Source organism: Kitasatospora sp. NPDC041988 (genome assembly GCF_055588525.1).
This window is the reverse complement of sequence record NZ_JBVJCO010000013.1, coordinates 65,464-91,745: the sequence shown is the minus strand read 5'-3', so window position 1 is coordinate 91,745 and position 26,282 is coordinate 65,464. Positions and strand designations below refer to the sequence as shown.

The window sequence follows — 26,282 nt, the reverse complement described above, 5'->3', positions numbered from 1 at the left end:
TGCATCCGTACACCGTTCCCGCCCCAGGAGGTCACGCGTGGCCAGCCAGCCGCCCGTCAACGAGCCGACGACCCGACGCCGCCAGCTCCTCGGCAGGCTGTCCTTCCCCGAGCGCAGGTACATCACCGACGCCCTGCGCACCGAGACGGTCGGCGGCATCCTGCTCCTCGTCGCCGCCGTGACGGCCCTGATCTGGGCCAATGTCTGGCCGCAGGCGTACGAGAGTGTCCTCGACTACACCATCGGGCCGTCCACCCCGCTCCACCTGGATCTCAGCCTGGACGCCTGGGCCAAGGACGGCCTGCTGACGATCTTCTTCTTCGTGGCCGGCATCGAGCTCAAGCGCGAGTTCGTGGCCGGCGAACTGCGCAGCCCGAGCGCCGCCCTGCTGCCCGTCATAGCCGCGGTCTGCGGCGTCGCACTGCCTGCGATCCTCTTCGCCGTGGTCAACTCCGGCAGCGGCGGGCACCCGAGCGGCTGGGCGATCCCGACCGCGACCGACATCGCCTTCGCCCTCGGTGTGCTGGCCGTGGTCGGCAGCCACCTGCCGTCCGCGCTGCGGGCGTTCCTGCTCACCCTCGCCGTGGTGGACGACCTGATCGCGATCCTGATCATCGCGATCTTCTACAGCTCCGGCATCAAGTTCTGGGCGCTCGGGCTGGCCTTCGCCGGCCTGGTGCTGTTCTGGTTCCTGCACCGGCGAGGCGTGCACGGCTGGTACCTGTACGTGCCGCTGGCCTTCGTGATCTGGGCGCTGATGCACGAGAGCGGCGTGCACGCCACGGTGGCGGGCGTCGCGATGGGCCTGATCCTCCGCTGCCACCGGATCGGCGACGAGGAGCAATCCCCCGGCGAGCACATCGAGCACCTGGTCCGCCCCGTCTCGGCCGGGTTCGCCGTCCCCGTCTTCGCCCTGTTCGCCGCCGGGGTCACGATCACCGGACCGGCGCTGGGAGAGGTGTTCACCCAGGCCACCCCGCTCGGGATCATCCTCGGCCTGCTGGTCGGCAAGACCGTCGGCATCTTCGGCGGCACCTGGCTGGTCGCCCGCTTCACCCGCGCCGAGCTGAACCCGCAGCTCAAGTGGGCCGACATGTTCGCCGTCGCGGTGGTGGCCGGCATCGGCTTCACCGTCTCGCTGCTGATCAGCGAACTGGCCTTCGCGGACGACCCGGCGCTCGCCGACCGGGCCAAGGCCGCCGTCCTGGTGGGTTCGCTGCTCTGCGCGCTGGTCGCCACCGTGCTGCTGAAGCTGCGCAACCGGCACTACCGCGAGCTGTGCGAGGAGGAGGACCGCGACATCGACGACGACGGTATCCCCGACGTCTACCAGCAGGACGATCCGGCCTGGCGGGCCCGGACGGCGAAGCTGGCCGACCGCCCTGCGGAGGGTGGTCCGGGCGGTGACGCCCCGTCCGGACCGGCCGCCCGCCGCTGAGACGCCCGGCCCCACCGCGCGGGAGGCAAGGGGAAAGCAACGGGGATACAGGGGGACACGTCCCCCCGGCGGGGCCCCGGAGTGGTGTGCGACTGACCGCTGGGGGCATGATTCTGAGCTGTCGACAGTCCACAGACGCCTCCGGGCCCCCACCGGCCCCCGGAACCGCACCGCACGGCGGCGTCACGCCGCACAGCCGCAGAGGAGAACCGCTGATGCCCGCAGGAGCCGCAGACCCGTCCAGCAACGGCCGGGCGCCCTACGAGGGCGAGCGTTCGGTGGGGCAGCTGTTCGCGGCGGCCACCGCCGACCTGTCCGCCCTGGTCCACGACGAGATCGCGCTCGCCAAGGCCGAGCTGCGCGCGGACGTCAAGCGCGGCGTCTCCGGCGGGGTCTCGCTGATGGTCGCCGGCGTGGTGGCGCTGGCCTCCGTGCCGATGCTCAGCGCCGCGGCGGCCTACGGGATCCACGCGCTGGGCCTCTCGCTCGGCTGGTCGTTCCTGATCGTGGCCGGCGCGTACCTGCTGCTGGCGGTGCTGCTCGGCCTGCTGGCGCTGCGCTCGTTCAAGCGGATCCAGAAGCCCCAGCGCACCATCGAGGGCGCCCAGAAGACCGCCGACGTGCTGAAGAACGCCCGCCCGCGCCCCGCCACCCAGGAGGAGATCGACCGGGCCCTGGGCCGCATCCCGTAAGCCCCGCAGTACGCCCGCCGGTCCCGCCCATCGGCACGCGCCGTTGTCGTCCGGGGCGCCCGGGACGACGGGCCGGACGGCGGCGCCCCGGGCAACGGGCCGCACGGGCGGGCCGGACGGGCGGCCGTCGCCCGGGCCGGCCGACAGGTTGGGGCGGGGCGTCGGACGGCGGCCCTGCCGTGGCCTGACGCACCGAGACCGAGTGCCGGGCGCGTGTCCGGTGTACGGATGTGACACGCTCTCGGTATGCCGCTCGACCAGAAGCCCGTGCCCGCGCAGCCGTCCGCCGACTCCGGCCCCGACCGCACGGGCGGCCAGGACGCCGTTGACGAGGCTGCCGACAGCGCGACCGCGGTCGCCGAGGACGGCACCGCGGCGACCAAGCCGGAGTCCGCCTGGGACGTCCGGCAGACGGGACCCTGGACGCACCGCGACCTCGCGGCCAACGGCGCCAGGTTCCACATCGCCGAGCTGGGCAAGGGCCCGCTGGTCCTGCTGGTGCACGGCTGGCCGGAGTACTGGTGGGCCTGGCGCCACCAGCTGACCGCGCTCGCCGAGGCCGGCTACCGGGCCGTCGCTCTCGATCTGCGGGGCGTCGGCGGCAGCGACCGCACCCCGCGCGGGTACGACCCGGGCAACCTCGCGCTGGACATCACCGGTGTGATCCGCTCGCTCGGCGAACGCCGGGCCCACCTGGTGGGCCACGCCTCCGGCGGCACGCTGGCGTGGGTGGCGGCGGTGATGCGGCCATCGGTGATCCAGAGCCTCACCGTGGTCTCCGCCGCGCACCCGCGCGACCTGCGCCGGGCGCTGCTGACCGACCGCCGCCAGATCGCCGCTTTCGACCACGTCCTGGGCTTCCAGCGGCCGTGGATACCGGAACGGCGCCTGGTGGCCGACGACGCCGCGCTGATCGGCCGCTACCTGGACGCCTGGACCGGCCCCGACCAGCTGGACCGGGCGGCGGTGGCCGCGTACCGGCAGGCGATCCAGATCCCCAGCACCGCGCACTGCTCGATCGAGCCGTACCGCTGGCTGTTGCGGTCGATGGCCCGCCCGGACGGCATCCAGTTCGCCCGCCGGATGAAGAAGCCGGTCACCGCGCCCACCTTGCACGTCCAGGGCGCCTCGGACCCGGTGCTGCTGTCGCACACCGCGCTCGGCGGCGGCGAGTACGTGGCCGCGCCGTACCGCTGGCGGCTGATGCCGGGGATCGGGCACTTCCCGCACGAGGAGGCACCGGCGGAGTTCACCGCCGAGCTGCTGGACTGGATCGGCCGCCACAAGGACTGAGCCGCCGACGGCCGGAAACCGAGGGCCCGCGACGACCGCAGGCCCTCGGTCGCCGCAGGCCTCGGCCGCCGCAGACCCCGGTCACCGCGGGTTCGACCGCCCGGGCGGCTTGGCCGCCGACGGGATGAGTGCGGGACCGACCCCTACCCGGGGGTTCAGGCCCCAACTCCCGTTACAGTGCGCTCATATGACAAACGCATAGGACAAGTTGCCTCCGGCGCGGGCGGTTACGCCGACCGGCCCAGGGGCATCCATTGCGGTATGACCTGGATGCCCGATCGCGGCAGCGCTCCGCGCGGCCGAAGCCACAACAGCTCGCAGAGGTCCGGCCACCGCCCCGACTGGGCGGACGACCTCGGATACGACGGCGTGGACCGCCGTCAGCGCTCGGCGCAGCGGGAGCTCGGCATCCCGCGCATCCTCGGCCGCCGGGCCCGCTGGGTGGGCGCACGGCTGCGGCGCGAGACCTGAGACCTCGCGCCGCGCTCCCCCGAGGCGGATCCCGCTCACAGCGGACCGTTCCCGAGGCGGGTCGGTTCACCCCGCGGACCGTTCCCGAGGCGGGTCGGTTCACCCCGCGGGTCGGTTCACCCCGCGGGTCGGTTCACCGGACGGTCGGTCCAGCAGACGGGCCAGTCCACAGACGGGTCGATCCACCCGGCGGGTCAGTTCACCACCGTCGGCGACAGCGCCGTGAACCAGAGCAGCACGAAGGTCGCCACCGACATGATCGGCGCCAGCACCCTGGTCTCGGTGTCGTTGCCGCTGCGCTTGATCAGCACCACCTCGTAGCGTTCCTCGTGCGGCCGGAGCAGCGGCGCGCCCTTCTTCGTCAGGCAGTCGCCCAACAGGTGCGCCAGCGTGCCCAGCGCCACCGCGTACGGCAGCCAGCCCGGCGCGTTCGGCATCCGGGTGTTGATCCCGGCGGTGCCCAGCACGGCCAGGCCGATGACGGTGATCCACATCGTCGGGCCGTCCCCCGGCGGGTGCAGCCGCAGGGCCCGGATCGCGAGCGCCAGCAGGAAGAACGTCAGCCCCAGGGTGAAGTTGCGTCCCAGGAAGATGACCCCTGCCCAGGTGCCGCCGGTGCGGGTGGGTCCGCCGGACCGGCAGGCCCCCGGGGCGCGGTCAGAGCGCGCAGCCCTGGGTGTCCACCCTGCCGGTCGCCGTGCTGCCCTGGACGGCGTCCTCGCGCACCTCGGCGGCGGTCAGCACGTATCCGGTGTCCGCACTGTCCAGCGACTTGGCGAAGACCACGCCGAAGACCTGGCCGTCCGGGGTGAGCAGCGGGCCGCCGCTGTTGCCCTGGCGGACGAGCGAGCGCACCGAGTAGACGTCGCGGACCACCTGTCCGCGGTGGTAGATGTCCGGGCCGTTGGCCTGGATCCGGCCACGGATACGGGCCGGCTGGACGTTGAAGGCGCCGTTCTCGGGGAAGCCCGCCACGATCGCGCTGTCGTTGGTCTTCGCCTCGCCCGCGAAGGCGAGCACGGGCGCGTTCAGCTTGGGCACGTCCAGGATCGCGATGTCGCGCTGCCAGTCGTAGCGGACGACGGTCGCGTCGTAGAGCTGGCCGATGCCGCCGATCTGCACGGTGGGCTCGTCGACGCCGCCGACCACGTGGGCGTTGGTCATCACCCGGTGCGGGGCGTAGACGAAACCGCTGCCCTCCAGGGTCTTGCCGCAGGAGGTGGCGGTGCCGACCACCTTGACCAGGCTCTGCCTGGCCCTGGCCACCGCCGGACTGGCGGCCAGCGCCGGGTCGGGGGTGTCGACCTGGGTGATCGGCTCGTGCTCGAAGGGGTTGAAGACCTGCGGGAAGCCGTTGCGGGCGAGCACCTTGGAGAAGTCGGAGAACCAGTTGGGCGCGTCCGAGGGCAGGGCGTCCTGGACCCCGCCGAGCACGGCCGAGCTGCGGACCTGCTTGGAGACGGTCGGCAAAGACGTTCCGGCGAGCGCCGAACCGATCAGCCAGGCCACCAGCAGCATCGAGATCACGTTGACCACGGCGCCGCCGGCCGCGTCCAGCGCCTTGGCCGGGCGCCGGTCGATGTGGCCGCGCAGCTTCCAGCCGAAGTGGGTGGTGATCGCCTGGCCGACCGCCGCCAGCACGATGACCACCACGACGGCGATCACCGAGGCGGTGGTGCCGGGGCTGAGGTGGTCGAGCAGCAGCGGCAGCAGTTGGACGGCGACCAGGCCGCCGCCGAGGAAGCCGAGGACCGACATGATGCCGACCACGAAGCCCTGCCGGTAGCCCGACACGGCGAATCCCACGGCGGCGGCGATCAGCAGCAGATCCAGGACGTTCACCCCGATACCCTCCCACGACCGGCCGGGCGGCCGCGCCGAGAGCCGTGCGGACGATCGTGCCGACGGCCGCACGCACGGCTGTGCGGACGGCCGTGCGGACCACCGCACAGCCGTCCGCACGAACCGCCGCACGAACCGCTGTGGGGCGGGCCGGTCACGTCTGCCTGGCGTCGCCGCCCAGCAGCGCGCGGGAGCGGTCGCGGTCGCCCTGCACCAGTTCGATCGCCTCCTCCGAGAGGTCGACGGTCCGGGAGGTGTCCCAGGGCAGCTCCAGGCCGCTGTGGTGCAGCACCCGGTCGATCACCCCGGCGGTGAAGCCCCAGACCAGCCGGCCGCCGACCGCGAAGGCCGGGCCGAGGTGGCCGGACGGGTGGCGCAGCCGGACCCGGTTGGCCGGGTCTGTCAGCTCGGTGAGCGGCACCCGGAACACCGCACCGGTCTCGCCCGCGTCCACCGGCCGGACCGGCGACTCCGTGCGCCACCAGCCCAGCACCGGGGTCACCACGAACCGGCTGACCGGGATGTAGAGGGCGGGCAGCGCCGCGAAGACCTGCACCCCCGCCGGGTCCAGGCCGGTCTCCTCCCACGCCTCGCGCAGCGCCGCCGCGACCGGGCCGGGCCCGGCCGGGTCCCCGTCCTCCGGGTCCAGTGCACCGCCGGGGAAGGACGGCTGGCCGGCGTGCGAGCGCAGCGACCGGGCCCGCTCGATCAGCAGCAGGTCCGGCCCGGCCGCGCCCTCGCCGAAGAGCACCAGGACGGCCGCGGCTCGTCCGCCCTCGGCGGGCGGCAGGAAGCGGCTCAGCTGCTCGGGCAGTACCCGCTCGGCGGCGTCCCGGACCGGCTCCAGCCACCCCGGCAGCCCGTCCCGCTCGATCCTCGCGGTCACTCGGCCACCGCCAGGTCCGCGACCTGCCCGTGGTGCGCGGCGGCATCGGCCCGCGCCGCCGCCTCCCCCGGGAAGTCGGCGGGCGGTCGCAGCCGCTGGCCGGGCTGCCCGCCCATCTCGTACTTGAGCAGCTTCTTCGCCTTCTCCGGGTCCAGCTCGCCCTCCCCGTACGACGGGCAGAGCGGCGCGATCGGGCAGGCACCGCAGGCCGGCTTGCGGGAGTGGCAGATCCGCCGGCCGTGGAAGACCACCCGGTGCGAGAGCATCGTCCACTCCGACTTCGGGAAGATCTCGGCGACCGCCGCCTCGACCTTCTCCGGGTCCTCCTCCGCCGTCCACCCGAACCGCCGCGCCAGCCGCCCGAAGTGGGTGTCCACGGTGATCCCCGGGACCCCGAACGCGTTGCCCAGCACCACGTTGGCGGTCTTCCGGCCGACGCCCGGAAGCGTGACCAGGTCTTCCAGCCGGCCGGGGACCTCGCCGCCGAAGGTGTCCCGCAGCGCGATCGAGAGGCCGATCAGCGACTTCGCCTTCGCGCGGAAGAAGCCGGTCGGCCGGATGATCTCCTCCAGCTCCTCCGGCACCGCCGCCGCCATGTCCTCCGGCGTCGGATACTTCGCGAACAGCGCGGGTGTCGTCTGGTTCACCCGCAGGTCGGTGGTCTGCGCCGACAGCACGGTGGCCACCAGCAGCTCGAACGGGTTGTCGAAGTCAAGCTCCGGGTGCGCGTACGGATACAGCTCCGCCAGCTCCCGGTTGATCTTCCGCGCCCGCCGCACCATCGCCAGGTGCGACTCCGGTTTCCTCGGCTTCACCGCGGGCTTCGCCTTGGGCGCGGCTGCCTTCCGGACCTTGCTCTCTGCCATGCACGAAGGCTACGCCCACGGGCGTCCTCTTCAGGGGGGATCTCGCCCGGCCGTCTCGATCGAACTACCGGGCGCCGAACGGACCGTACTGGCGTGAGGACCGGATCGACGGGGATCCCCCGGCGCTCCGGCCACCGGCGGGCGTTCGAACCGAAGGCCGTGCCGGAGGCCGTCTTCTCCAGGGGCCGGACCGGTCAGGAATCGAGAAGCGCCCGCCTCCGGGCCGCGGCTAGCGTGACGGCCATGGACATCACCATTCACACGACCTTCCTCCCGCACGACGACCCGGACGCCGCCCTGGTCTTCTACCGGGACACCCTCGGCTTCGAGGTCCGCAGCGACGTCGGGCAGGGCAAGATGCGCTGGATCACGGTCGGCCCCGTCGGCCAGCCCGGTACGTCCATCCTTCTCGCCCCGCCGGCCGCCGACCCGGGCATCACCGAGGAGGAGCGCCGCACCATCGTCGAGATGATGGCCAAGGGCACCTACGGCTGGATCCTGCTGGCCACTCCGGACCTCGACGGCACCTTCGAGAAGCTGCAGGCCGGCGACGCCGAGGTCGTCCAGGAGCCGACCGACCAGCCGTACGGCGTCCGCGACTGCGCCTTCCGCGATCCCGCGGGCAACCTGGTCCGCTTCCAAGAGGTGCGCTGAGCCGTCCGGCCGGTCGATCGGCCGTGATCGCCGGCGTCGCGGCCGATCGCGAGGCATGCGGCGGCCGGCGTTCCCCGGCCGCCGCCCGCTCCGCACTCACCGGCGAGCACCTCGTGCCTGCCCCGGCAGTCACCCGGGTGCTCGCGGACATCGATGGAAGGAGTTCTCTCATGTGCCATCCCGCATGGGCGCGCGCACTGACCGCGGCGCACCGTCTGAACGACCTCGCGCGGCTGCGCCGCGTCCGCGACCGGATCGACCGCGAGTACGCGCAGCCGCTGAACGTCGAAGCGCTCGCCCGAGGCGTGAACCTGTCGGCCGGGCACCTCAGTCGCCAGTTCCGGCTCGCCTACGGCGAGGCGCCGTACGCCTATCTGATGACGCGTCGCATCGAGCGCGCGATGGCGCTGCTGCGCCGTGGCGACCTCAGTGTCACCGAGGTCTGCTTCACGGTCGGCTGCTCGTCGCTGGGCACCTTCAGCACCCGTTTCACCGAGTTGGTCGGCATGCCGCCCAGCGCCTACCAGCGCCGCGCGGCGGACGCCGCCTCGGGGATGCCGTCGTGCGTGGCGAAGCAGGTGACCAGACCGCTCAGGAATCGGGACGTGCCGGCCCCCGAGCCTCAACTGGCGTGACCGGCCCGCGTATCCCGCGGCCTCGCCGAACCGACCCATGACCGACCCATGACCGACCTATGACCGACGGGGCCCTCCACGGCGGAAGGGCTCTCCACGATGTGACCGGAGGAACCATGGCAGGCGCGCCGCCGCGTGAGCTCAAGGAGAGGCTGCGGGACACCCGCGCGAGGCTGGAGAGCGACGTCGACCTCTGGGTCGCGACGCCGGGCACCCCGGGCGTCCACCTCATCCCGCTGTCGTACCTCTGGGACGGTGCGGCGTTCCTCATCTCGACGCCGCGCGCCTCGGTCACCGGCCGCAACCTGCTGGCCGACGGCCGGGTGCGGCTCGGCCTCGGACCGACGCGCGACGTCGTCGTCGTCGACGGCACCGCCGAGCCGGTGGACCTCGCCGGCCTCGCCCCCGAGACGGGCGACGCGTTCGCGGCCAGGACCGGTTTCGACCCGCGCGAACTCGACGAGCCCTACCAGTACTTCCTGATCCGGCCACGGCGCATCCAGGCCTGGCGGGAGGCGAACGAGCTGCCGGGACGCGACCTGATGCGCGACGGCCGCTGGCTCGGCTGACCGCCGCCCCGGGAACGCGTCTCGTCCCGACAACCGATCAGTTTCGGAGAAGCCGCCGCCGCGGCGGATCCCTAGCCTGGGATTGTCCCGATCAAGCCCCGCAAGGCCCGCCAGCCCCGCTAGCCCTGAGCGAGAGGAACCTGCCATGAAGAACACGCAGACGTCCGCCAAGAGCACCGCCCCGGCCGACGAGAAGTACGACGGGTTCACGGATGAGGAGCGGGGCGCGATGAAGGAGCGCGCCCGGGAGCTGAAGGCGTCCGCGCGGCGCGGATCGCGCGCGGCCAAGCCGGACCCGGAGATCGAGGTGCTCGCGAAGATCGCCGAGATGGAGCAGGCGGACCGCGTCATCGCCGAGCGGCTCCACGCCATCATCAAGACCAGTGCGCCGGCCCTCACACCGAAGCTCTGGTACGGGATGCCCGCGTATGCCAAGGGCGGCAAGGTCGTCTGCTTCTTCCAGAGCGCACAGAAGTTCAACACGCGGTACGCCACGCTCGGCTTCAGCGACCAGGCGACGCTCGACGAAGGCACCATGTGGCCGACCACCTACGCCCTGGCGGAGCTGACCGCCTCCACCGAGGCGCGGATCGGCGAGCTGATCAAGAGGGCCGTGAGCCCTGCCTCCTCCGGCGACCACTGATCACCGCCCGGGCGGATCGGGCAGGCGTGGGGCCCCTGCGCGGGGCCCGGTCAGGGGCGGGTGACGACCTGACCGGCCCCAGGAGAGGCCTCCTCCGAAGCCGAGGAGGAGGGGGGGCACCGCTGGGGGCCTCGCCGCGTTCGACCGGATAGCGCCCGAACGGTCGGACGCTAAAGAGCTTCCGCTGGCTACACTGACGCGGTGAGCCCGAGGAGATCCGTCGCCGACGCCCGCCGGACCCGCACCGCGATCCTGCGCCGGGGCCTGGACCTCGCCTCGGTCGAAGGCCTGGAGGGCCTGACCATCGGCCGGCTCGCCACCGATCTGTCGATGAGCAAGTCCGGCGTGCTCGGCCACTTCGGCACCAAGGAGAGCCTGCAGCTCGCCGTCGTCGACGAGGCGGTGGGGCTGTTCGTCCGCGAGGTGGTGCGGCGCGCGGCCGCCGCCGACGCGGCGCCCGGACTGCCCCGGCTGCTCGTCCAGTGCGAGGCGTGGGTCTCCTACCTGGAGCGCGACCTGCTGCCCGGCGGCTGCTTCTTCACCGCCGTGACCACCGAGTTCGACGACCGGGAGAGCGGGCCGGTCCGGTCGGCGGTGGCCGCCAAGAACGCGGTCTGGCAGCGCGAGCTGCGGCACCAGGCCGGGCTGGCGATCGCCGCGGGCCGGCTGCCGGCCGAGCCGGACGCCGAACAGGTCGTCTTCGAGCTGACCGGGCAGGTGCTCGCGCTCAACCACGCCCGCCGGCTCTACCGGGACCGGGCTGCCGCCGACCGCACCCGGCGGGCGATGCGGCGCCTGCTCGGACTGCCGGCCGCGCCCGAGGGGCGGCCCGAGCTGGCCGCACTGCCGGAGCCGGGCGGCTTCTGACGCCGTCGGACGGGTGGGGGGGGGGGGGGGGGGGGGGGGGGGGGGGGGGGGGGGGGGGGGGGCCGCCCCCCCCCCCCCCCCCCCCCCCCCCCCCCCCCCCCCCCCCCCCCCCACCCGTTCCCCGACCCCCGTCCCCCGTCCCCTGGCCCTGCCCCTAGGCAGCGGCCCGGGCTCAGCGCCGGTACAGCGCGTCCAGCTCGCCGAAGCCCAGCGCACCGTCCGGTTCGGTCAGGGTGCCCGCGCCGAGCAGTTCCGCGGCGGCCCGGCGGGCGGCGGTGTAGGCGAGCTGGGCCAGGCCGGTGCCGACGCTGATCCGCCGTACTCCGGCGGCGGCGAGTTCGGCCACGGTCGGCCCGCCCGCCACCGCCATCGCGTTCACCGGGAGCGGGGACGCGGCGCAGAGCCGGGCCAGCGCGTCGAGGTCGAGCAGTCCGGGGACGAAGAGACCGTCCGCGCCGGCCTCCGCGTACGCCGCCGCGCGGGCCAGCACGTCGTCGTATCGGCCCTCCGCCGGGCCGATCCCGAACAGGAAGACGTCCGTCCGTGCGTTGACCACCAGCTCCGGCAGGCCCGCCTCGGCGGCCGCCTCCCGGGCGGCCCGCAGCCGCGCGGCCTGCTCGGCCACCGGGAAGAGCGGGCCGCCGGGAGCCGCCGAGTCCTCCAGGTTGACGCCGGCCGCGCCCGCGGAGATCAGCGCCCGGACGGTGTCGGCGACGTCGGCGGGCTTCGGGCCGTAGCCGCCCTCGGCGTCGACGGTGACCGGCAGGTCGACGGCGGCGGCGATCCGGCGGGCCGCCTCGACCGCCTCCGACCGGTCGAGCTGCTGGCCGTCGCCGCGACCCAGCGACCAGGAGACGCCGCCGCTGGTGGTGGCGATCGCGGCAGCACCGGCCGAGGCGATCACGGCGGCGCTGCCGGCGTCCCAGGCGTTCGGCAGGACGAGCGCCGCACCGGGCGCCCCGTCGGCCACCAGCGCCCGCAGCCGCAGGGCCCGCTCCCGGAGCGACGTGAGGGGCGTGGAGGACGCGGAGGACGTGCTGGTGCGGCTGTCGGGGGCCATGCGGGGTCACCGTCTTTCGTGCGGTCGGGCTGTCGACCTGAATCCTGTTGCCCGGACGCCATCGGCTCAATTGATTCGGCTGAGACCGAATCCTCACGCGGAGAAAGGCCGACCCGGCGGTACGAATGGCCCCGCGCAGCGCACCTCGGCGCACCCCCTCCTCATATGATCGGAGCGACATGCGCCATGCTTGGTGATGCAGAGCACTGTACGAACTTGCGCCGACGGGCTTGACAGCCGGACGGCCGAGAAGGAGGAAGCACGTGGACGACGTTCTGCGGCGCGCCGCACTCTTCGCGGCACTCGACGACGAACAGGCCGGCGAGCTGCGCGCTTCCATGACCGAGGTGACCCTCGCCCGCGGTGAGTCGCTGTTCCACGAGGGCGACCCGGGTGACCGGCTGTACGTCGTCGCCGAGGGCAAGGTCAAGCTGCACCGCGCCTCGCCGGACGGCCGCGAGAACATGCTCGCCGTCCTCGGCCCCAGCGAGATGATCGGCGAGCTGTCGCTGTTCGACCCGGGCCCGCGCACCGCCACCGCGAGCGCGCTGACCGAGGTCAAGCTGCTCGGCCTCGGCCACGGCGACCTCCAGCCCTGGCTGCACGCCCGCCCCGAGGTCTCGATCGCGCTGCTGCGGGCCATCGCCCGCCGGCTCCGCCGGACCAACGACGTGATGTCCGACCTGGTCTTCTCCGACGTGCCCGGGCGCGTCGCCAAGGCCCTGCTGGACCTCTCGCGCCGCTTCGGCGTGCAGTCCGAGGAAGGCATCCACGTCGCCCACGACCTCACCCAGGAGGAGCTGGCCCAGCTGGTCGGCGCCTCCCGAGAGACGGTCAACAAGGCGCTCGCCGACTTCGCCGGCCGCGGCTGGCTGAAGCTGGAGGCCCGCGCGGTGGTCCTGATGGACGTCGAGCGGCTCTCCCGCCGCTCGCGCTGATCACCTGAGCGCGCCCGCCTGACGCCGAGGGCCCGTACACCGAGCGGTGTACGGGCCCTCGCGCATGCCGGGGCTTGTCAGCCCGCACCCGGGCGGGTCGGACCGGCCCGCACCCGGGCATGGTCGGGGCAGCCCGCGCCCGGGCGGGTCAGATCAGCCCGTGGTCCTCCAGGTACTGCAGCTGGGCCCGGACCGACAGCTCGGCGGCCGGCCAGAGCAAGGGGTCCACGTCCGCGTAGACCCGGGCCACCACCTCGGGCGCCGTCCGGAGGCCGGCCTCGACCGCCGTCTCCACCTGGGCGAGCCGGCCGGCCCGGTGCGCGAGGTAGTAGTCGACGGCGCCGAGCGCGTCCGCGAGCACCGGCCCGTGACCGGGTAGCACGGTGCGTACGCCGTGCTCGGAGGCCATGGTGTGCAGGTGGCGCAGCGAGTCCAGGTAGTCGCCGAGCCGGCCGTCGGGGTGGGCGACCATCGTGGTGCCACGCCCGAGGACGGTGTCGCCGGTGAGGATCGCGCCGTCGGCCGGCAGGTGGAAGGTGAGCGAGTCCGAGGTGTGGCCGGGGGTGGCGACCACCCGCAGGTCGAGGCCGCCGACGTCCAGCCGCTGCCCGTTGGTCAGGCCCTCGGAGGCGAGCCGGTACGCCGGGTCCAGGGCGCGGACCTCCGTCCCGGTCAGCTCGGCGAACCGGGCGGCGCCCTCGGAGTGGTCGGCGTGGCCGTGGGTGAGCAGGGTGAGCGCGATGCGCTTGCCCTGCTGCTCGGCGGTCTCGATCACCCGGCGCAGGTGGCCCTCGTGGAGCGGGCCCGGGTCGACGACCACCGCGAGGTCCGAGCCGGGCTCGGAGAGCAGCCAGGTGTTGGTGCCGTCCAGCGTCATCGGGGACGGGTTCGGCGCCAGCACACAGAGTGCCCGGGGGGTGGCCTCGCCGCCGATGGCGGCGGCGGGGTCACCCGGGAGGAGTCCGCTCACCGGCCGCCCTCGCTGACCCGATGCAGGACGCGTGACGGAACGGCCCGGACGAGGGCGCGCTGCACGATCTCCGGGAAGGAGACGGCGCTGTCACAGGCGAGGGTGCGGGCGGTCAGGCTGCGGGCCGGCATCGTGCGCGCCGTCCGGCGAGCCACGTCGTTGTGGGTCATCGGGCGTCGGTCCTTCCTTGGAGGCGAGTGCGGGGTCAGTGCTCTTCGGAAACTCGGTGGTCTCCGAAATCCGTGGGTTTCGGGAATCAGCGGTCTTCGCGAGTCGGTGGGCTTCGGGAGCCGGTGGCCTCCGAGGGGCCTCCGAGGGGCCTCCGAGGGGCCTGGACTCAAGGGCCTTCGGGGCTCGGTGAGCCTCGCGAGTCAGTGGGCTTCGGGAAATTCTCCGTCGATGGTCAGCTCTTCATACCCCGGCCATCGAACCGTCATTCGATCGCCCCGGACCTCGGCCCGGCCGAGGACCGGGTCCAGCGACCGGCCCGCCGCGGCGTCCAGCGCCTCGGCGGCGCTGCGCACCGGCAGCAGCTCGCGCAGCACCGTGACGGTGGGCGGCAGCATGCCGAAGCGGCCCTCCTCGTGGCCGCGGACCGCCTCGGCCGGGGTCAGCCAGGTGACCTTGTCCGCCTCGCCGACCTCCAGCGCGGCGCGCTGGCCCGACGGCAGGACGGCGACGAAGAACCAGGTGTCGTACCGGCGCTCCTCGAACTCCGGGGTGACCCAGCGGGCCCAGCCGGCCAGCAGGTCGCTGCGGAGCAGCAGGCCCTGCTTGCGGAGGAAGTCGGCGAAGGAGAGTTCGTGGGCCTCCAGGGCGGCGCGCTCGGCGCTCCAGTCCCGGGGCTCGGCGACGCTGTCGGCATCCGGGCCGGCCAGCAGGACCCCGGCCTCCTCGAAGGTCTCGCGGACGGCGGCGCAGACCACCGCCTGCGCCGTCCGGGCGTCCACGCCGAGCCGCTCCGCCCACTCCTGCGGGCCCGGGCCGGCCCAGCCGAGCTCGGCCTCAGCGTCGCGCGGGTCCACCCCGCCGCCCGGGTAGGCGTACATGCCCCCGGCGAAGGCCATCGAGGTGCGACGGCGCAGCAGGTAGGCCTCCGGCCCGGCGGCCGCGTCCCGCAGCAGCACCACGGTGGCGGCGGGCCTGGGCGCCGGCGGGGTCAGCTCGCCGGACTCGACCGCCCGGATCCGGGCAGGCCAACCGGGCGGCATCGGGAGCGTCGTTGCTCGATGGTCCATGCCCGGATGCTAAGCGCACGAAGGCGGGGTTGGACAGGCCCAACCCCGCCTCTTCCGATCAGTACGTCAGACCCCGGCCTTGACCCGGACCTGCAGCTCGACCTCGACCGGCGCGTCCAGCGGCAGCACCGTGACGCCGACCGCGCTGCGCGCGTGCACGCCCGCCTCGCCCAGCACCTGGCCGAGCAGCTCGCTGGCGCCGTTGATGACGCCGGGCTGGCCGGTGAAGTCCGGGGCGGAGGCGACGAAGCCCACCACCTTCACGACCCGCTCGATCTGGTCCAGATCGCCGATCACCGACTTGATGGCGGCCAGCGCGTTCAGCGCACAGGTCTGCGCGAGCTGCTTGGCCTCCTCCGGGGTGACCTCGGCGCCGACCTTGCCGGTGCTCGGCAGCTTGCCGCCCACCATCGGCAGCTGGCCGGAGGTGAACACGAACTCGCCCGAACGCAGGGCCGGCACGTAGGCGGCGACCGGTGCGGCCACCGGCGGCAGGGTCAGGCCCAGCTCGGCAAGCTTCTCCTCGACCTTGCTCATGCGTTCTTCTCCCGCTTGAAGTAGGCCACCAGCTGCTCCGGGTTCGGGCCGGGCACGACCTGGACGAGCTCCCAGCCGTCCTCGCCGAAGTTGTCCAGAATCTGCTTGGTCGCGTGCACGAGCAGGGGCGCCGTCATGTATTCCCACTTGGTCATGGCCAGACTCTAGACGAGCGGCCCCGGCGAGCCGCGCGGCCCGCGGGCGCGCGTGTGAGGTGGCCCACAAACCGGGCATGATTCAGGCCTGGCCCCCCTGATGCTCCCGGCATCCGGCGCGGTCCCTGGTTACTCTCGCGGGAGGGCCCCTGTGGGAGGGCCCCTGTGGGAGAGCACCTGTGGGACGGCACCCGAGCGGTGGGCGGCCCGCGGAGGCCCCCGGCCCTCGGAGACGGACGGAGACGGAGCGTGGCACGCACCCCCGGCCAGGCGGCCCGGCGCGATCCCGACTGGGAGGGCGTCCGGCTGCACGTGGTCAGCGGCAAGGGCGGCACCGGGAAGACCACCCTGGCGGCGGCGCTGGCGCTGGCCCTCGCCGCCGAGGGCAAGCGGACCCTGCTGATCGAGGTGGAGGGCCGCCAGGGCATCGCCGAGCTGTTCGGGATCGCCGCGCTGCCCTACGAGGAGCGGCGGATCGCCTCGGTCTCGCGCGCGCAGCTGGGCCTGCCCGCCGGCGGGGCGGGCGGTGAGGCCACCAGCGGCGAGGTCTTCGCGCTGGCCATCGACACCGAGCAGGCACTGCTCGAATACCTCGACATGTTCTACAAGCTCGGCCGCGCCGGCAAGGCCCTGCAGAAGGTCGGCTTCGTCGACTTCGCCACCACCGTCGCACCCGGCGTCCGGGACGTGCTGCTCACCGGCAAGGCCTGCGAGGCGGCCCGGCGCAAGGGCCCGGACGGGCGGCGCTCGTACGACGCGGTGGTGATGGACGCGCCGCCGACCGGCCGGCTCACCCGCTTCCTGAACGTGAACTCGGAGGTGGCCGGGCTGGCCCGGATAGGCCCGATCCACACTCAGGCCCAGGCCGTGATGCGGGTGCTGAAGTCTCCGGAGACCGCGGTGCACCTGGTCACCCTGTTGGAGGAGATGCCGGTGCAGGAGACGGTCGACGGCTTCGCCGAGCTGCGCGAGGCCGCCCTCCCGGTGGGCGGGGTGATGGTGAACATGGTCCGGCCGCCGGTCCTGGACGCGGCCGCGGTGGCCGCGGTGGACGGGAACCACCGCGAGGAGGTCGCGCTGGCCCTCGGCGAGGCGGGCCTCGGGGGCCGCTCCCGCAAGCCGGACACCGTCCGGGCGGCCGTGGACCCGCTGCTCGACCCGCTGCTGGAGCAGGCCCGGGAGCACGCCGAGCGGGTGGAGCTGGAGCGCGAACAGCGCGCCGACCTCCAGCAGCTGAAGCTCCCCACCTACGAACTTCCGCTGCTGGGCGAGGGTGTGGACCTCGGCGGGCTGTACCGGCTGGCGGCCGAACTGAAACGTCAGGGGGCGGCGTGAGCGGGGGCGGTATGAGCGACGGCAGCAACGGGGTCCGCGGGAGCGGCAGCCGGCTCGGCGTGGACGAGCTGATCGACGATCCGAAGACCAGGATCATCGTCTGCTGCGGCTCAGGCGGCGTCGGCAAGACCACCACCGCGGCGGCGCTCGGGCTGCGGGCCGCCGAGCGCGGGCGCAAGGTGGTCGTGCTCACCATCGACCCGGCCCGCCGGCTCGCCCAGTCGATGGGCCTGACCGAGCTGGACAACACCCCGCGGGTGGTCAAGGGCGTCACCGGCGACGGCGAGCTCCAGGCCATGATGCTCGACATGAAGCGGACCTTCGACGAGGTCGTGCTGGCCCACGCCGAGCCCGAACGGGCCAAGGCGATCATGGAGAACCCGTTCTACCAGTCGCTCTCGGCCGGCTTCGCGGGCACCCAGGAGTACATGGCGATGGAGAAGCTCGGCCAGCTCCGCGCGGCCGAGGAGTGGGACCTCATCGTCGTCGACACCCCGCCGTCCCGCTCCGCGCTGGACTTCCTGGACGCGCCGAACCGGCTCGGGTCCTTCCTGGACGGCAAGGTGATCCGCATTCTGACCGCGCCGGCCAAGGTCGGCGGGCGCAGCGCGATGAAGTTCCTCAACGTGGGGATGGGCCTGCTCACCGGCACCCTCGGCAAGATCTTCGGCGCCCAGCTGCTGACCGACGTGCAGACCTTCGTCAGTGCGATGGACTCGATGTTCGGCGGCTTCCGCGAACGCGCCGACCGGACGTACCAGCTGCTCAAGGCGCCGGGCACGGCGTTCCTGGTGGTGGCCGCGCCGGAGCGGGACGCACTGCGCGAGGCGGCGTACTTCGTCGACCGGCTGGCCGCCGACCGGATGCCACTGGCCGGGCTGGTGCTCAACCGGGTGCACAAGACGGGCGCCCCGCAGCTCACCGCGGAACGCGCGCTCGCGGCGGCCGAGGCACTGGAGGAGAACGGCGCGGAGCACGCCTCCCCCGAGGCCGAGCTGCTCGCGGCCGGACTGCTGCGGCTGCACGCCGAGCGGATGCACATCATGGTGCGGGAGCGCCGCACCCGCGACCGCTTCGTCTCGGTCTACCCGGACGTGCCGATCGTCGAGGTCGCCGCGCTGCCCGGGGACGTCCACGACCTGGACGGGCTGCGGGCCATCGGCGACCGCCTGAGCGGTGTCGTGTAGTTCCGCCGCACCGGGCGGGTGGTGGCTCGGCCCGCCTGGCCCGGCTTTCCCGTGCTCGGGCGCTCAGCCCGCCTGACTCGGCGCTCGGACGCTCGGCCCGCCTGGCCCGGTGCTCAGCCCGCCTGGGCGTAGTCCGTCAGTATCACGCCGGTGGCGAGGGACTCCTCGTACTCGGTACGGGCCGTCTCCAGCAGCCGCCGCCACGACATCACCGTCGGCCGACGGCGCAGCAGCGCCCGGCGCTCGCGCTCCGTCATACCGCCCCAGACCCCGAACTCCACCCGGTTGTCCAGCGCATCCGCCAGGCACTCCGTGCGAACGGGGCACCCACTGCACACCGCCTTGGCGCGATTCTGCGCCGCCCCCTGGACGAACAGTTCGTCCGGATCACTAGTGCGGCAGGCGGCCTGCGCACTCCAGTCGTCTACCCAGCCCATGCCGGCGCCGTCCTCTCCCGAATCGAGGCTCCCCCACGGCGGCAACGGCATATTCACCGTTGCCAGTTGAGGACGTTACGGAAGAACGACAGCTTGCAACAGCCCCTTCGGGCTCAATCTCGCATGACCCGATTGGACTATGGGTATCGGTCAGCTCACTCGTTGGAGTGACTGCAGGTCGCAAGCCTTGCCAGCAATACCGGGGCCACTCTCGCCACGCGCGCGGTCACGGAGAGCCACCAAAAACGGGGGTACAACGCGCGACAGCTACCTCAAAACCACTACACAGAGGGGCAATTCGGGCAAAGCTCATCACTCACAAGAGTGAATGATGTTGACGTACCGAAGCTGTCGCAAGCTTGTGACAAGCCTAGGCGAACACCTGCCCCGATGGAGGGGAATCGGCGACGTAGGGTTCTCCCCATGGCACCGAAGCGCCCCCAGGCACCCCAGCCCCCAGGCAACACCGGAGCTCCGCGCGGCCGGCGCCGCGGGTCACCGCTCGACTTCGCGGGACACGGAGTGAAGTTCCTGGGCGTCAGCGTGCTCTCAGGAGTCCTGCTGGCCGGCATGGCCCTGCCCGCTGTCGGCGCGCTCGGACTGACCGCCAAGAGCACGGCGGAGAGCTTCGAGAACATCCCGGACGACTTCAAGACCCCGCCGCTGACCCAGGCCACCCAGATCTTCGACGCCAAGGGCGGCCTGATCGCCAAGGTCTACGAGCGCGACCGTACCGTTCTCGCCGCCGACCAGATGTCGCCGTTCATGCGGCAGGCGCAGGTCGACATCGAGGACGCCCGCTTCTACGAGCACGGCGCCGTCGACCTCAAGGGCGTCCTCCGCGCGGTCGGCAAGAACGCGGAGAGCGGCACCGCCTCGCAGGGCGCCTCGACGCTGACCCAGCAGTACGTGAAGAACGTCAACGTCGAGAAGGCCGGCGACGACCAGGCCGCCGTCCTGGAGGCCCAGCGCAAGACCCTGGGCCGCAAGATCCAGGAGCTGAAGGTCGCGATCAAGCTGGAGGAGGACCTGACGAAGGACCAGATCCTCACCAACTACCTGAACATCACCTTCTACGGTCACCAGGCCTACGGGGTCGAGGCCGCCTCCCAGCGGTACTTCAGCAAGAACAACAAGGACCTCACCGTCGCCGAGGCCGCCACCCTGGCCGGCATGGTGCAGAATCCCTCGTCGTTCGACCCGGTGCGCTACCCGGAGAACACGGTCAAGCGCCGCAACATCGTGATCGACAAGATGGTCGAGAACAAGCACATCACCGCGGACCAGGCCAAGGAGGCCAAGGCCGCCCCGCTGGGCCTGAAGTACAAGGACCCGCAGAACGGCTGCATCACCGCCCAGGCGGGCATGGGCTTCTTCTGCGACTACGTCCGCCACGTGGTCAAGCAGGACCCGATCTTCGGCAAGAACGCCGCCGACCGGAAGAAGTTCTGGGACCAGGGCGGCCTGAACATCTACACCACCCTCGACCCGGACAAGCAGGCCGCCGCGCAGAACGCGGTGACCTCCAAGGTGAAGGTCACCGACCCGGTGTCGGCCGCCGCCACCATGATGGAGCCCGGCAGCGGCAAGATCCTGGCGATGGCCCAGACCCGCCCGTACGGCCTGGACCCGAACAAGAACCAGACCGTCGTCAACCTGAACGTCGACGCGGCGATGGGCGGCGGCAACGGCTTCCAGACCGGTTCGACGTTCAAGCCGGTCCTGGCCGCGGCCGCGCTGGAGTCGGGCATGTCGCCCACCCAGCCGTTCCCGTCCGAGAACAGGATCGACTACCCCACGATGTCCACCTGCTCGGGCACGTGGAAGAACACCGCCAAGGGCAAGGACCGCAGCGTCGGCAACGAGTCGCCCAACGAGATCGGCCCGTACGAGCTGAAGCAGGCGATGGCGCTCTCGGTCAACACCTACTTCGTGCAGATGGAGCAGCAGGTCGGCCTCTGCGCGATGAAGCAGATGGCCAACAAGCTCGGCATCAGCCAGACGGCCAAGGGCGACCCGTTCGTCGAGGTGCCCTCGATGGTCCTGGGCACCCTGGAGCTGTCCCCGCTGACCATGGCGAACGTCTACGCGACCTTCGCCGCCCGCGGCAAGTACTGCACCCCGATCGCCATCAACAAGATCACCACCGTGGACGGCAAGGACGTCAAGGTCCCGCAGTCGACCTGCAACCAGGCCTACTCCGAGACCACCGCGGACAACCTCAACACCGTCCTGCTCAACGTGACCGAGAAGGGCACCGGTGCCTCCCTCGGCCTGGAGGGCGGTCGGCAGATCGCCGGCAAGACCGGTACCACCGACGAGAAGAAGGCCGCCTGGTTCAGCGGCTACACCCCGCAGGTCGCCACCTCCGTCTGGCTCGGCGGCCCGGCCGGCGGCGTGAAGATGAAGAACATCAAGATCGGTGACACCTACTACGGCAGCGACGGCGTCTTCGGCGCCACCGGCCCGGGCCCGATCTGGCAGCTGGCGATGAACCAGGCCCTGCGCGGCGCCCCCATGGAGAAGCTGCCCACCCTCGACATCCCGGACCCGGCGCCCAAGCCGGACCCGAACGCCACCCCGCCCGCCGCGGCCACGCCGCCGAGCGGCGACGCGGCCGCGGCGGGCGGCAACCCGGGCGGGACCCCGGGGGGCAACCCCGGCGGGATGATCGGCGGCGGGTTCACCCTCCCGCCGGGGATCATCGGCGGGAACGGAAACGGCAACGGGAACGGCAACGGCGGCCGGCACTAGCCGAGGCCGACGCGTGACAGGGGCGCCCTCCGAGCGATTTGCTCGGGGGGCGCCCCTGTGTCTGCTGCTGTGCGCGCTGCCGGGCGGGTGTGCGGGCGTCAGCCGGTGCGGGTGGTGCGTCCAGTGCGCGTGAGTGCGGGGTGCGCGTGGGTGCGGGTGTGCAGGCGTCAGCCGGTGAGCGCGGCCTTCACGGCGGCGGCCACCCGGCCGCCCTCGGCCAGGCCGTCCACCTTCGGCTTGACCAGCTTCATCACGGCGCCCATGCCCTGCGGCCCGGTCGCGCCACTCTCGGCGACGGCGGCGGCCACGATCGCCGTCAGCTCCTCGTCGGAGAGCTGCTTGGGCAGGTAGCCGGCCAGCACCTCGCCCTCGGCCCGCTCCCGGGCGGCCTGGGCGGTCCGACCGGCGCCGTCGAACGCCTCGGCGGCCTCCCGGCGCTTCTTCGCCTCACGGGCGAGGACCTTCAGCACCTCGGCGTCCGAGAGCTCCCGCTTCGCCTTGCCCGCCACCTCCTCGCTGGTGACAGCGGAAAGCGTGAGCCGAATGGTGGACGAGCGCAGCTCGTCCCGGTCCCTGATGGCAGCCGTGAGGTCCTCCTGCAGCTGCTCCTTGAGCGTGGTCATGGCCCCGAGTCTCCCACCTGCGGGGTTCGGCTGCCCGGCATTAACGCAAGGGGGCATTTTTCCGGACCGGGACTTCTCCACCTGTACGTAACTACTTATAGTGGTTACATGACTGCTGCCGAGGAGCCGACCACCGGGCTGGTCCTGCACTCCCCCGAAGGGACGCGGTACCTCTTCGACCCCGGGGCGCTCTGCCTGGAGCTGCTCACCACCGGCGGCCCCGGCGCGTACGCACGGTACGAGGTGCTGCACCGGCCTCAGGACCTCGCCGAATGGCTCGGGCAGTCCCGGCTGCGGCTTCCCACCGGCACAGGCGTCGGCATCAGCCCGGAGCAGCTGGCCGCCGTACGGACCCTGCGGGACGCACTCTGGCGGCTCGCGGTGGCGAGCGCACACGGCGAGACGGGGGCGGCCGCGGACTACGCCGAGCTCAACCGCGCCGCCGCCCACCCGCCGCTGGTCCCGCAGATCGGCCCGGACGGCACCGCGGCACCACCACTGCCGGCCGACGGGGACCAGCTGGCCTCGACCGTCGCACGCGACGCGATCGCCCTGTTCACCGGCCCTTACGCGGACCGGGTCCGCGAGTGCGGCGCCGACAACTGCTACCTGATCTTCGTCGACACCTCGCGCCCCGGACGACGGCGCTGGTGCTCGATGGAACGCTGCGGCAACCGCCACAAGGTCCGGGCACTGCGGGCCCGACGCGACCGGGCCGACGACGGGACCGCCGCCGACCGGACGGCCGACTACAGGACAGGCGCGGACCGGACAGCCGCGGAGCGGACAGACCGGACAGAGGAGTGATCCGCATGACCGTGGAACGCCCGGTTGGGCTCACCCGCGACGCCGGCTTCCAGATCGGCGTCTCCCGGACCTTGCCGCACCCCCCGCAGGCCGTCTGGTCCCTGCTGACCTCGCCCGAGGGCGCCGCGCTCTGGCTCGGCCCCGGCGCCCGCCTCACCCAACAGGTCGGCGGGCCGGTCACCGCCGCCGACGGCTCCCGCGGCGAACTGCGCAGCCTGCACCCCGGCTCCCGGATCCGGCTCACCTGGCAGCCCGCCGGCCGCGCCGCGGCCACCACCGTGCAGGCGACCGTCACCCCCAGCGGCGAGCGCACCGTACTCCGGTTCCACCAGGAAAGACTCGACGACCCCGCCGAACGCGCCCGGCAGCGCGAACACTGGCGCGCCGTGCTGGACGCCGTCGCCGTCGAGCTGGCGCCGCACCGAGGGCGTACGGAGTAAGCCGGCGTGTCCCCCCGCACCGCCCGGACGTTCACCGGCTGATCCGCCGTCTGAGAGCATGGAGCGATGCGACCGCTGTACTCCGTTCCCCTCGGAATCGCCGCCACCGGCGCCGCCTGCCTCGCCTACTCCGTCGGGTACGAGGTCCGTTCCTTCCGGCTCCGCCGCGTCGACATCCCCGTCCTGCCCCGGGGCGCCCGCCCCATCCGGGTCCTGCAGGTCTCCGACATCCACATGGTGAGCGGACAGGGCAAGAAGCAGCGCTGGCTGCAGAGCCTCGCCGGCCTGCGCCCCGACCTGGTGGTCAACACCGGCGACAACCTCTCCGACCCGCTCGGCGTCCCCGCCACGCTCGACGCGCTCGGACCGCTGATGGAGTTCCCCGGCGTCTACGTCTTCGGGTCCAACGACTACTACGGACCGGCCCGCAAGAACCCCGCCCGCTACCTCCAGGCGATGCGCAGCGGCACCCACGGCATGAACAACGCCGACGGCACCGCGCGGCGTGGCATCACCGGCGCCGTCCACAACCCGTGGGAGAAGCTGCGCGACGGCTTCGACGCGGCCGGCTGGCTCGACCTCACCAACGCCCGGGGCCGGCTCAACATCGGCGGCCTCGACCTCGAATTCACCGGCCTCGACGACCCGCACATCCGCCGCGACCGCTACAGCGACGTCACCGGCGGCCCCTCCCCCGACGCCGACCTCTCCCTCGCCGTCGTGCACGCGCCCTACCTCCGCGTCCTCGACGCCTTCACCGCCGACCGCTACCCGCTGATCCTCGCCGGCCACACCCACGGCGGCCAGCTCTGCGTCCCCTTCTACGGCGCCCTGGTCACCAACTGCGACCTCGACGCCAAGCGCGTCAAGGGCCTCTCCACCCACCAGGCCGGCGGCCGCCGCTCCTACCTCCACGTCTCCGCCGGCTGCGGCACCAACCGCTACACCCCGGTCCGCTTCGCCTGCCCCCCCGAGGCCACCCTCCTCACCCTCACCCCCGCCCCCTGACCTGCACCGGACGCCCGCCGGGAATCGGATTTCGTCTCTCGGCGAGCGTCCGGTAGAGTTCTACTCGTCGCGAAGGAGACGGAGCGACAAACAGAAAGACCGGGGTGTGGCGCAGCTTGGTAGCGCGCTTCGTTCGGGACGAAGAGGCCGTGGGTTCAAATCCCGCCACCCCGACCCAGTAACACCAGCTCAGGGCCGGTGACCCGCAAGGGTCACCGGCCCTGACTGGTTTTCAGGACCCTCTCTGGAGAAATCCTGGAGAAGATCTTGGAATCCGTCTCCAGGGCGGCCCCTACTGGCGGGCCTTCAGCAGAGTGTCCAGGGCAGCCACCGGCGAGCCGGACCCCATCGCCTGGCGCTTCTCCAACGCCTCCTCCCACATCTCGGTGAGCGCGGCCATGAGCGACTTCCGCATCCCCGGAGTGATGTGGTCGTAGCGGGCCTGCACCGAACCGTCCTCATGTCCCATGCGCTCGTCCATGAGCTTGGGCGGCGTCCCCGCTTCGCGCATCAGGGTCTTGTGGGTGTGCCGCAGCCCGTGCGGGGTCAGCCCCGGTGCGATCGGCAGCCAGCACATCTCCGAGCGCCTGGCCGCTCCGCGCCCGCGGGCCGGAATGCCCGGCCACGGGTCGGAGACCAGCGGCACCGGGTGGGCATCATGCTGGCCGCGCTTGGGGTACATGCCCGTGGCCGCCGGCTGGAACAACCACGTGGCGAAGCCCGATCGCCGCCAGTGAGCTGCCAGCTCCCCCGACGCCGCGTTGCGGATGTAGCCGAGTTCGGAGATGGCCGCCAGCACCTTGAGCCGGGTCGGGTCCGCCACGGCGTGCGGGCGGTTCAGCACGTTGGAGACCGTACCGGTGGAGACACCGGCACGACGGGCCACGTCGACCAGCTTCGCCCCCGGGCGACTGGCGGACCCGTTGGCGGCGCCGTGGCCGCAGAAGACGTAGGTCAGGCCGTGGCACTCGCAGGGCTTCGGTCGGGTGCGGGTGATGTGCCCTGCGACCAGTGCGCCGAGGAACCCCGGGCTGTCGATGTCCCGGTAGGAGTCGTCCTTGGGCGGGCAGCGATGCAGCTCCCCCGAGTCGAGCTCGTACAGCTGCCACTCGATCCGGACGCTCTTGGCCCTGACGAACTCGGTCTCCAAGCCGACGATCTCACCCCAGCGCATGCCCGTGTAGCCCTTGAGAACGAGGGAGACGAACTCGTCGTCCCGGCCGGACAACAGGGCGGCCCGCTCTGCGAGTAGCAGGATCCCGAGCGCTGTGGTGACCGCCTTCTCCGGCCCGCGGTTGCGGGAGCGGCCGGCTCGCTTTCCCCGTCCGCGCCGCTTAGTCGCCGGGTTGGAGTCGCGCAACCCCTCCTCGACGGCATCGGCAAGGATCAGGTGCAGCGTCGCCCGCCACGTCTTGACGCTGGATGCCGCATACGGGACCGCGCGTTCGCGCTTCTCCCACGCCGCGATGTCCGTCTTCAGGATGTCCGCGATGGCGAAGTCCTCGAAGGCGGGGAGCAGGTGCTCCTCGATGTGCCGCCGGTAGTTTTGCATGGTCGAGGCAGCCAGATCCTGCGCTTCGTACCAGCGGCTCGCGTAGGCCCCGAAGGTGATCCGTTCCGGTTCCGTCCCCAGCGCCGCTGCCTTCAGCCCCGCCAGCAGCTTCGCCTCCTCGGCATCCGCGGCCTTCTTTGCGGCGGCCTTGGTGCGGAAGCGGATGGCGTCGCCGCTATCGTCGCGCACCGTGGCGTACTTGCCGGGCGCGGCCTTGTACCGGCCGCGCCAGTAGCTGCCGAGGTTCTCGGCGTATCCCAACTTGTTCTCCCTGCAAAGGGCGTGGGGGGGGGGGGGGGGGGAAGGGGGGAGGGGGGGGGGGGGGGGGGGGGGAAAGGGGGGGGGGGGGGGGGGGGGGGGGGGGGGGGGGGGCACACAGAGAAAA

Annotated in this window: 29 protein-coding genes and 1 tRNA gene; 17 read left to right on the top strand and 13 right to left on the bottom strand. The window is 72.6% G+C overall.

The genetic code is table 11. The features are described 5' to 3' along the window. Positions 1 to 37 precede the first annotated feature (37 nt). The 4 genes from nhaA to ACZ6NC_RS15720 all read left to right on the top strand — a co-directional run bounded on the left by nhaA (position 38) and on the right by ACZ6NC_RS15720 (position 3,894). The gene (gene nhaA / locus ACZ6NC_RS15735; protein WP_465732937.1) at positions 38 to 1,438 is read left to right on the top strand and encodes a Na+/H+ antiporter NhaA; all 1,401 of its coding nucleotides are present in this window, start codon (positions 38 to 40) and stop codon (positions 1,436 to 1,438) included. Between the two features lie 215 nt (positions 1,439 to 1,653). Then, positions 1,654 to 2,130, top strand: coding sequence for a phage holin family protein (locus ACZ6NC_RS15730; protein WP_465732935.1), 477 nt, complete (start codon positions 1,654 to 1,656; stop codon positions 2,128 to 2,130). 246 nt (positions 2,131 to 2,376) lie between these two features. Next, positions 2,377 to 3,423 (top strand): alpha/beta fold hydrolase, encoded by a 1,047-nt coding sequence (locus ACZ6NC_RS15725; RefSeq protein ID WP_465732933.1) that lies wholly within the window; start codon positions 2,377 to 2,379, stop codon positions 3,421 to 3,423. 261 nt (positions 3,424 to 3,684) lie between these two features. Next, entirely contained in the window at positions 3,685 to 3,894 is a 210-nt protein-coding gene (locus tag ACZ6NC_RS15720) for a hypothetical protein (protein WP_465732931.1), read from the top strand. A gap of 194 nt (positions 3,895 to 4,088) precedes the next feature. Here ACZ6NC_RS15720 and ACZ6NC_RS15715 read toward each other — a convergent pair whose 3' ends face one another. The 4 genes from ACZ6NC_RS15715 to nth form a co-directional block, all read right to left on the bottom strand. Then, positions 4,089 to 4,388 (bottom strand): metal-dependent hydrolase, encoded by a 300-nt coding sequence (locus tag ACZ6NC_RS15715; RefSeq protein WP_465732929.1) that lies wholly within the window; start codon positions 4,386 to 4,388, stop codon positions 4,089 to 4,091. 163 nt (positions 4,389 to 4,551) lie between these two features. Next, complete coding sequence (locus ACZ6NC_RS15710) at positions 4,552 to 5,736, bottom strand: MarP family serine protease (protein WP_465732927.1); 1,185 nt, start codon at positions 5,734 to 5,736, stop codon at positions 4,552 to 4,554. A 154-nt stretch (positions 5,737 to 5,890) separates the two neighbouring features. After that, positions 5,891 to 6,622, bottom strand: coding sequence for an NUDIX hydrolase (locus ACZ6NC_RS15705; RefSeq protein WP_465732925.1), 732 nt, complete (start codon positions 6,620 to 6,622; stop codon positions 5,891 to 5,893). After that, complete coding sequence (nth, locus tag ACZ6NC_RS15700) at positions 6,619 to 7,488, bottom strand: endonuclease III (protein WP_465732923.1); 870 nt, start codon at positions 7,486 to 7,488, stop codon at positions 6,619 to 6,621. The genes ACZ6NC_RS15705 and nth overlap by 4 nt, the downstream gene beginning before the upstream one ends. 243 nt (positions 7,489 to 7,731) lie before the next feature. Between nth and ACZ6NC_RS15695 the strand changes: the two genes are divergently transcribed. The 5 genes from ACZ6NC_RS15695 to ACZ6NC_RS15675 all read left to right on the top strand — a co-directional run bounded on the left by ACZ6NC_RS15695 (position 7,732) and on the right by ACZ6NC_RS15675 (position 10,856). Next, positions 7,732 to 8,142 (top strand): VOC family protein, encoded by a 411-nt coding sequence (locus tag ACZ6NC_RS15695; RefSeq protein WP_465732921.1) that lies wholly within the window; start codon positions 7,732 to 7,734, stop codon positions 8,140 to 8,142. Between the two features lie 170 nt (positions 8,143 to 8,312). Next, positions 8,313 to 8,777: a helix-turn-helix transcriptional regulator gene (locus ACZ6NC_RS15690; RefSeq protein ID WP_465732919.1), complete on the top strand. Its 465-nt coding sequence runs from the start codon at positions 8,313 to 8,315 to the stop codon at positions 8,775 to 8,777. Between the two features lie 116 nt (positions 8,778 to 8,893). Further along, positions 8,894 to 9,346 carry a pyridoxamine 5'-phosphate oxidase family protein gene (locus tag ACZ6NC_RS15685; RefSeq protein ID WP_465732917.1) on the top strand — a complete coding sequence of 151 codons (453 nt, stop codon included), beginning with the start codon at positions 8,894 to 8,896 and terminating at the stop codon, positions 9,344 to 9,346. Between the two features lie 145 nt (positions 9,347 to 9,491). Further along, complete coding sequence (locus ACZ6NC_RS15680; protein WP_465732915.1) at positions 9,492 to 9,989, top strand: iron chaperone; 498 nt, start codon at positions 9,492 to 9,494, stop codon at positions 9,987 to 9,989. A 201-nt stretch (positions 9,990 to 10,190) separates the two neighbouring features. Then, positions 10,191 to 10,856: a TetR/AcrR family transcriptional regulator gene (locus ACZ6NC_RS15675; protein WP_465732913.1), complete on the top strand. Its 666-nt coding sequence runs from the start codon at positions 10,191 to 10,193 to the stop codon at positions 10,854 to 10,856. A 172-nt stretch (positions 10,857 to 11,028) separates the two neighbouring features. Here ACZ6NC_RS15675 and ACZ6NC_RS15670 read toward each other — a convergent pair whose 3' ends face one another. Then, on the bottom strand, positions 11,029 to 11,916 hold the full coding sequence (locus ACZ6NC_RS15670) for an isocitrate lyase/PEP mutase family protein (RefSeq protein WP_465732911.1): 888 nt from the start codon (positions 11,914 to 11,916) through the stop codon (positions 11,029 to 11,031). A gap of 263 nt (positions 11,917 to 12,179) precedes the next feature. Between ACZ6NC_RS15670 and ACZ6NC_RS15665 the strand changes: the two genes are divergently transcribed. After that, the gene (locus ACZ6NC_RS15665) at positions 12,180 to 12,854 is read left to right on the top strand and encodes a Crp/Fnr family transcriptional regulator (RefSeq protein ID WP_030240972.1); all 675 of its coding nucleotides are present in this window, start codon (positions 12,180 to 12,182) and stop codon (positions 12,852 to 12,854) included. 148 nt (positions 12,855 to 13,002) lie between these two features. Here ACZ6NC_RS15665 and ACZ6NC_RS15660 read toward each other — a convergent pair whose 3' ends face one another. The 5 genes from ACZ6NC_RS15660 to ACZ6NC_RS15640 form a co-directional block, all read right to left on the bottom strand. Then, the gene (locus ACZ6NC_RS15660) at positions 13,003 to 13,824 is read right to left on the bottom strand and encodes an MBL fold metallo-hydrolase (protein WP_465732909.1); all 822 of its coding nucleotides are present in this window, start codon (positions 13,822 to 13,824) and stop codon (positions 13,003 to 13,005) included. Next, positions 13,821 to 13,994, bottom strand: a complete 174-nt coding sequence (locus tag ACZ6NC_RS15655; protein ID WP_465732908.1) for a hypothetical protein — start codon at positions 13,992 to 13,994, stop codon at positions 13,821 to 13,823. Before ACZ6NC_RS15655 ends, ACZ6NC_RS15660 begins: the two co-directional genes overlap by 4 nt. A 201-nt stretch (positions 13,995 to 14,195) precedes the next feature. Beyond that, positions 14,196 to 15,062 (bottom strand): NUDIX hydrolase, encoded by an 867-nt coding sequence (locus ACZ6NC_RS15650; protein ID WP_465732906.1) that lies wholly within the window; start codon positions 15,060 to 15,062, stop codon positions 14,196 to 14,198. A 66-nt stretch (positions 15,063 to 15,128) separates the two neighbouring features. Further along, complete coding sequence (locus tag ACZ6NC_RS15645; RefSeq protein ID WP_465732904.1) at positions 15,129 to 15,599, bottom strand: RidA family protein; 471 nt, start codon at positions 15,597 to 15,599, stop codon at positions 15,129 to 15,131. Then, a complete protein-coding gene (locus ACZ6NC_RS15640; protein WP_094743074.1) occupies positions 15,596 to 15,754 on the bottom strand; it encodes a DUF4177 domain-containing protein in 159 nt (52 codons plus the stop codon). Before ACZ6NC_RS15640 ends, ACZ6NC_RS15645 begins: the two co-directional genes overlap by 4 nt. Before the next feature lie 249 nt (positions 15,755 to 16,003). Between ACZ6NC_RS15640 and bagA the strand changes: the two genes are divergently transcribed. Together bagA and bagB are read left to right on the top strand one after the other, a co-directional pair. Beyond that, a complete protein-coding gene (gene bagA, locus ACZ6NC_RS15635) occupies positions 16,004 to 17,089 on the top strand; it encodes an ATPase BagA (RefSeq protein ID WP_465732902.1) in 1,086 nt (361 codons plus the stop codon). 11 nt (positions 17,090 to 17,100) lie between these two features. Next, positions 17,101 to 18,276 (top strand): ATPase BagB, encoded by a 1,176-nt coding sequence (gene bagB / locus ACZ6NC_RS15630; RefSeq protein ID WP_465732900.1) that lies wholly within the window; start codon positions 17,101 to 17,103, stop codon positions 18,274 to 18,276. Between the two features lie 113 nt (positions 18,277 to 18,389). On the opposite strand, the gene ACZ6NC_RS15625 is transcribed toward bagB, so the two are convergent. Next, positions 18,390 to 18,713 (bottom strand): WhiB family transcriptional regulator, encoded by a 324-nt coding sequence (locus ACZ6NC_RS15625; protein WP_033333275.1) that lies wholly within the window; start codon positions 18,711 to 18,713, stop codon positions 18,390 to 18,392. A 423-nt stretch (positions 18,714 to 19,136) separates the two neighbouring features. On the opposite strand from ACZ6NC_RS15625, the gene ACZ6NC_RS15620 reads away from it, so the two are divergent. Next, a complete protein-coding gene (locus ACZ6NC_RS15620; protein WP_465732898.1) occupies positions 19,137 to 21,467 on the top strand; it encodes a transglycosylase domain-containing protein in 2,331 nt (776 codons plus the stop codon). A gap of 167 nt (positions 21,468 to 21,634) precedes the next feature. On the opposite strand, the gene ACZ6NC_RS15615 is transcribed toward ACZ6NC_RS15620, so the two are convergent. Continuing rightward, entirely contained in the window at positions 21,635 to 22,090 is a 456-nt protein-coding gene (locus ACZ6NC_RS15615; protein ID WP_465732896.1) for a GatB/YqeY domain-containing protein, read from the bottom strand. Between the two features lie 108 nt (positions 22,091 to 22,198). Between ACZ6NC_RS15615 and ACZ6NC_RS15610 the strand changes: the two genes are divergently transcribed. The 4 genes from ACZ6NC_RS15610 to ACZ6NC_RS15595 all read left to right on the top strand — a co-directional run bounded on the left by ACZ6NC_RS15610 (position 22,199) and on the right by ACZ6NC_RS15595 (position 24,519). After that, positions 22,199 to 22,897, top strand: a complete 699-nt coding sequence (locus ACZ6NC_RS15610; RefSeq protein WP_465732894.1) for a CGNR zinc finger domain-containing protein — start codon at positions 22,199 to 22,201, stop codon at positions 22,895 to 22,897. 5 nt (positions 22,898 to 22,902) lie between these two features. After that, a complete protein-coding gene (locus tag ACZ6NC_RS15605; protein WP_465732892.1) occupies positions 22,903 to 23,337 on the top strand; it encodes an SRPBCC family protein in 435 nt (144 codons plus the stop codon). 66 nt (positions 23,338 to 23,403) lie between these two features. After that, positions 23,404 to 24,345 carry a metallophosphoesterase gene (locus tag ACZ6NC_RS15600; protein WP_465732890.1) on the top strand — a complete coding sequence of 314 codons (942 nt, stop codon included), beginning with the start codon at positions 23,404 to 23,406 and terminating at the stop codon, positions 24,343 to 24,345. A gap of 100 nt (positions 24,346 to 24,445) precedes the next feature. Next, positions 24,446 to 24,519 (top strand) — tRNA-Pro (locus ACZ6NC_RS15595). A gap of 118 nt (positions 24,520 to 24,637) precedes the next feature. Here the strand turns inward: ACZ6NC_RS15595 and ACZ6NC_RS15590 are convergent. Further along, a complete protein-coding gene (locus tag ACZ6NC_RS15590; protein ID WP_465732888.1) occupies positions 24,638 to 26,158 on the bottom strand; it encodes a LacI family DNA-binding transcriptional regulator in 1,521 nt (506 codons plus the stop codon). Positions 26,159 to 26,282: the final 124 nt, after the last annotated feature.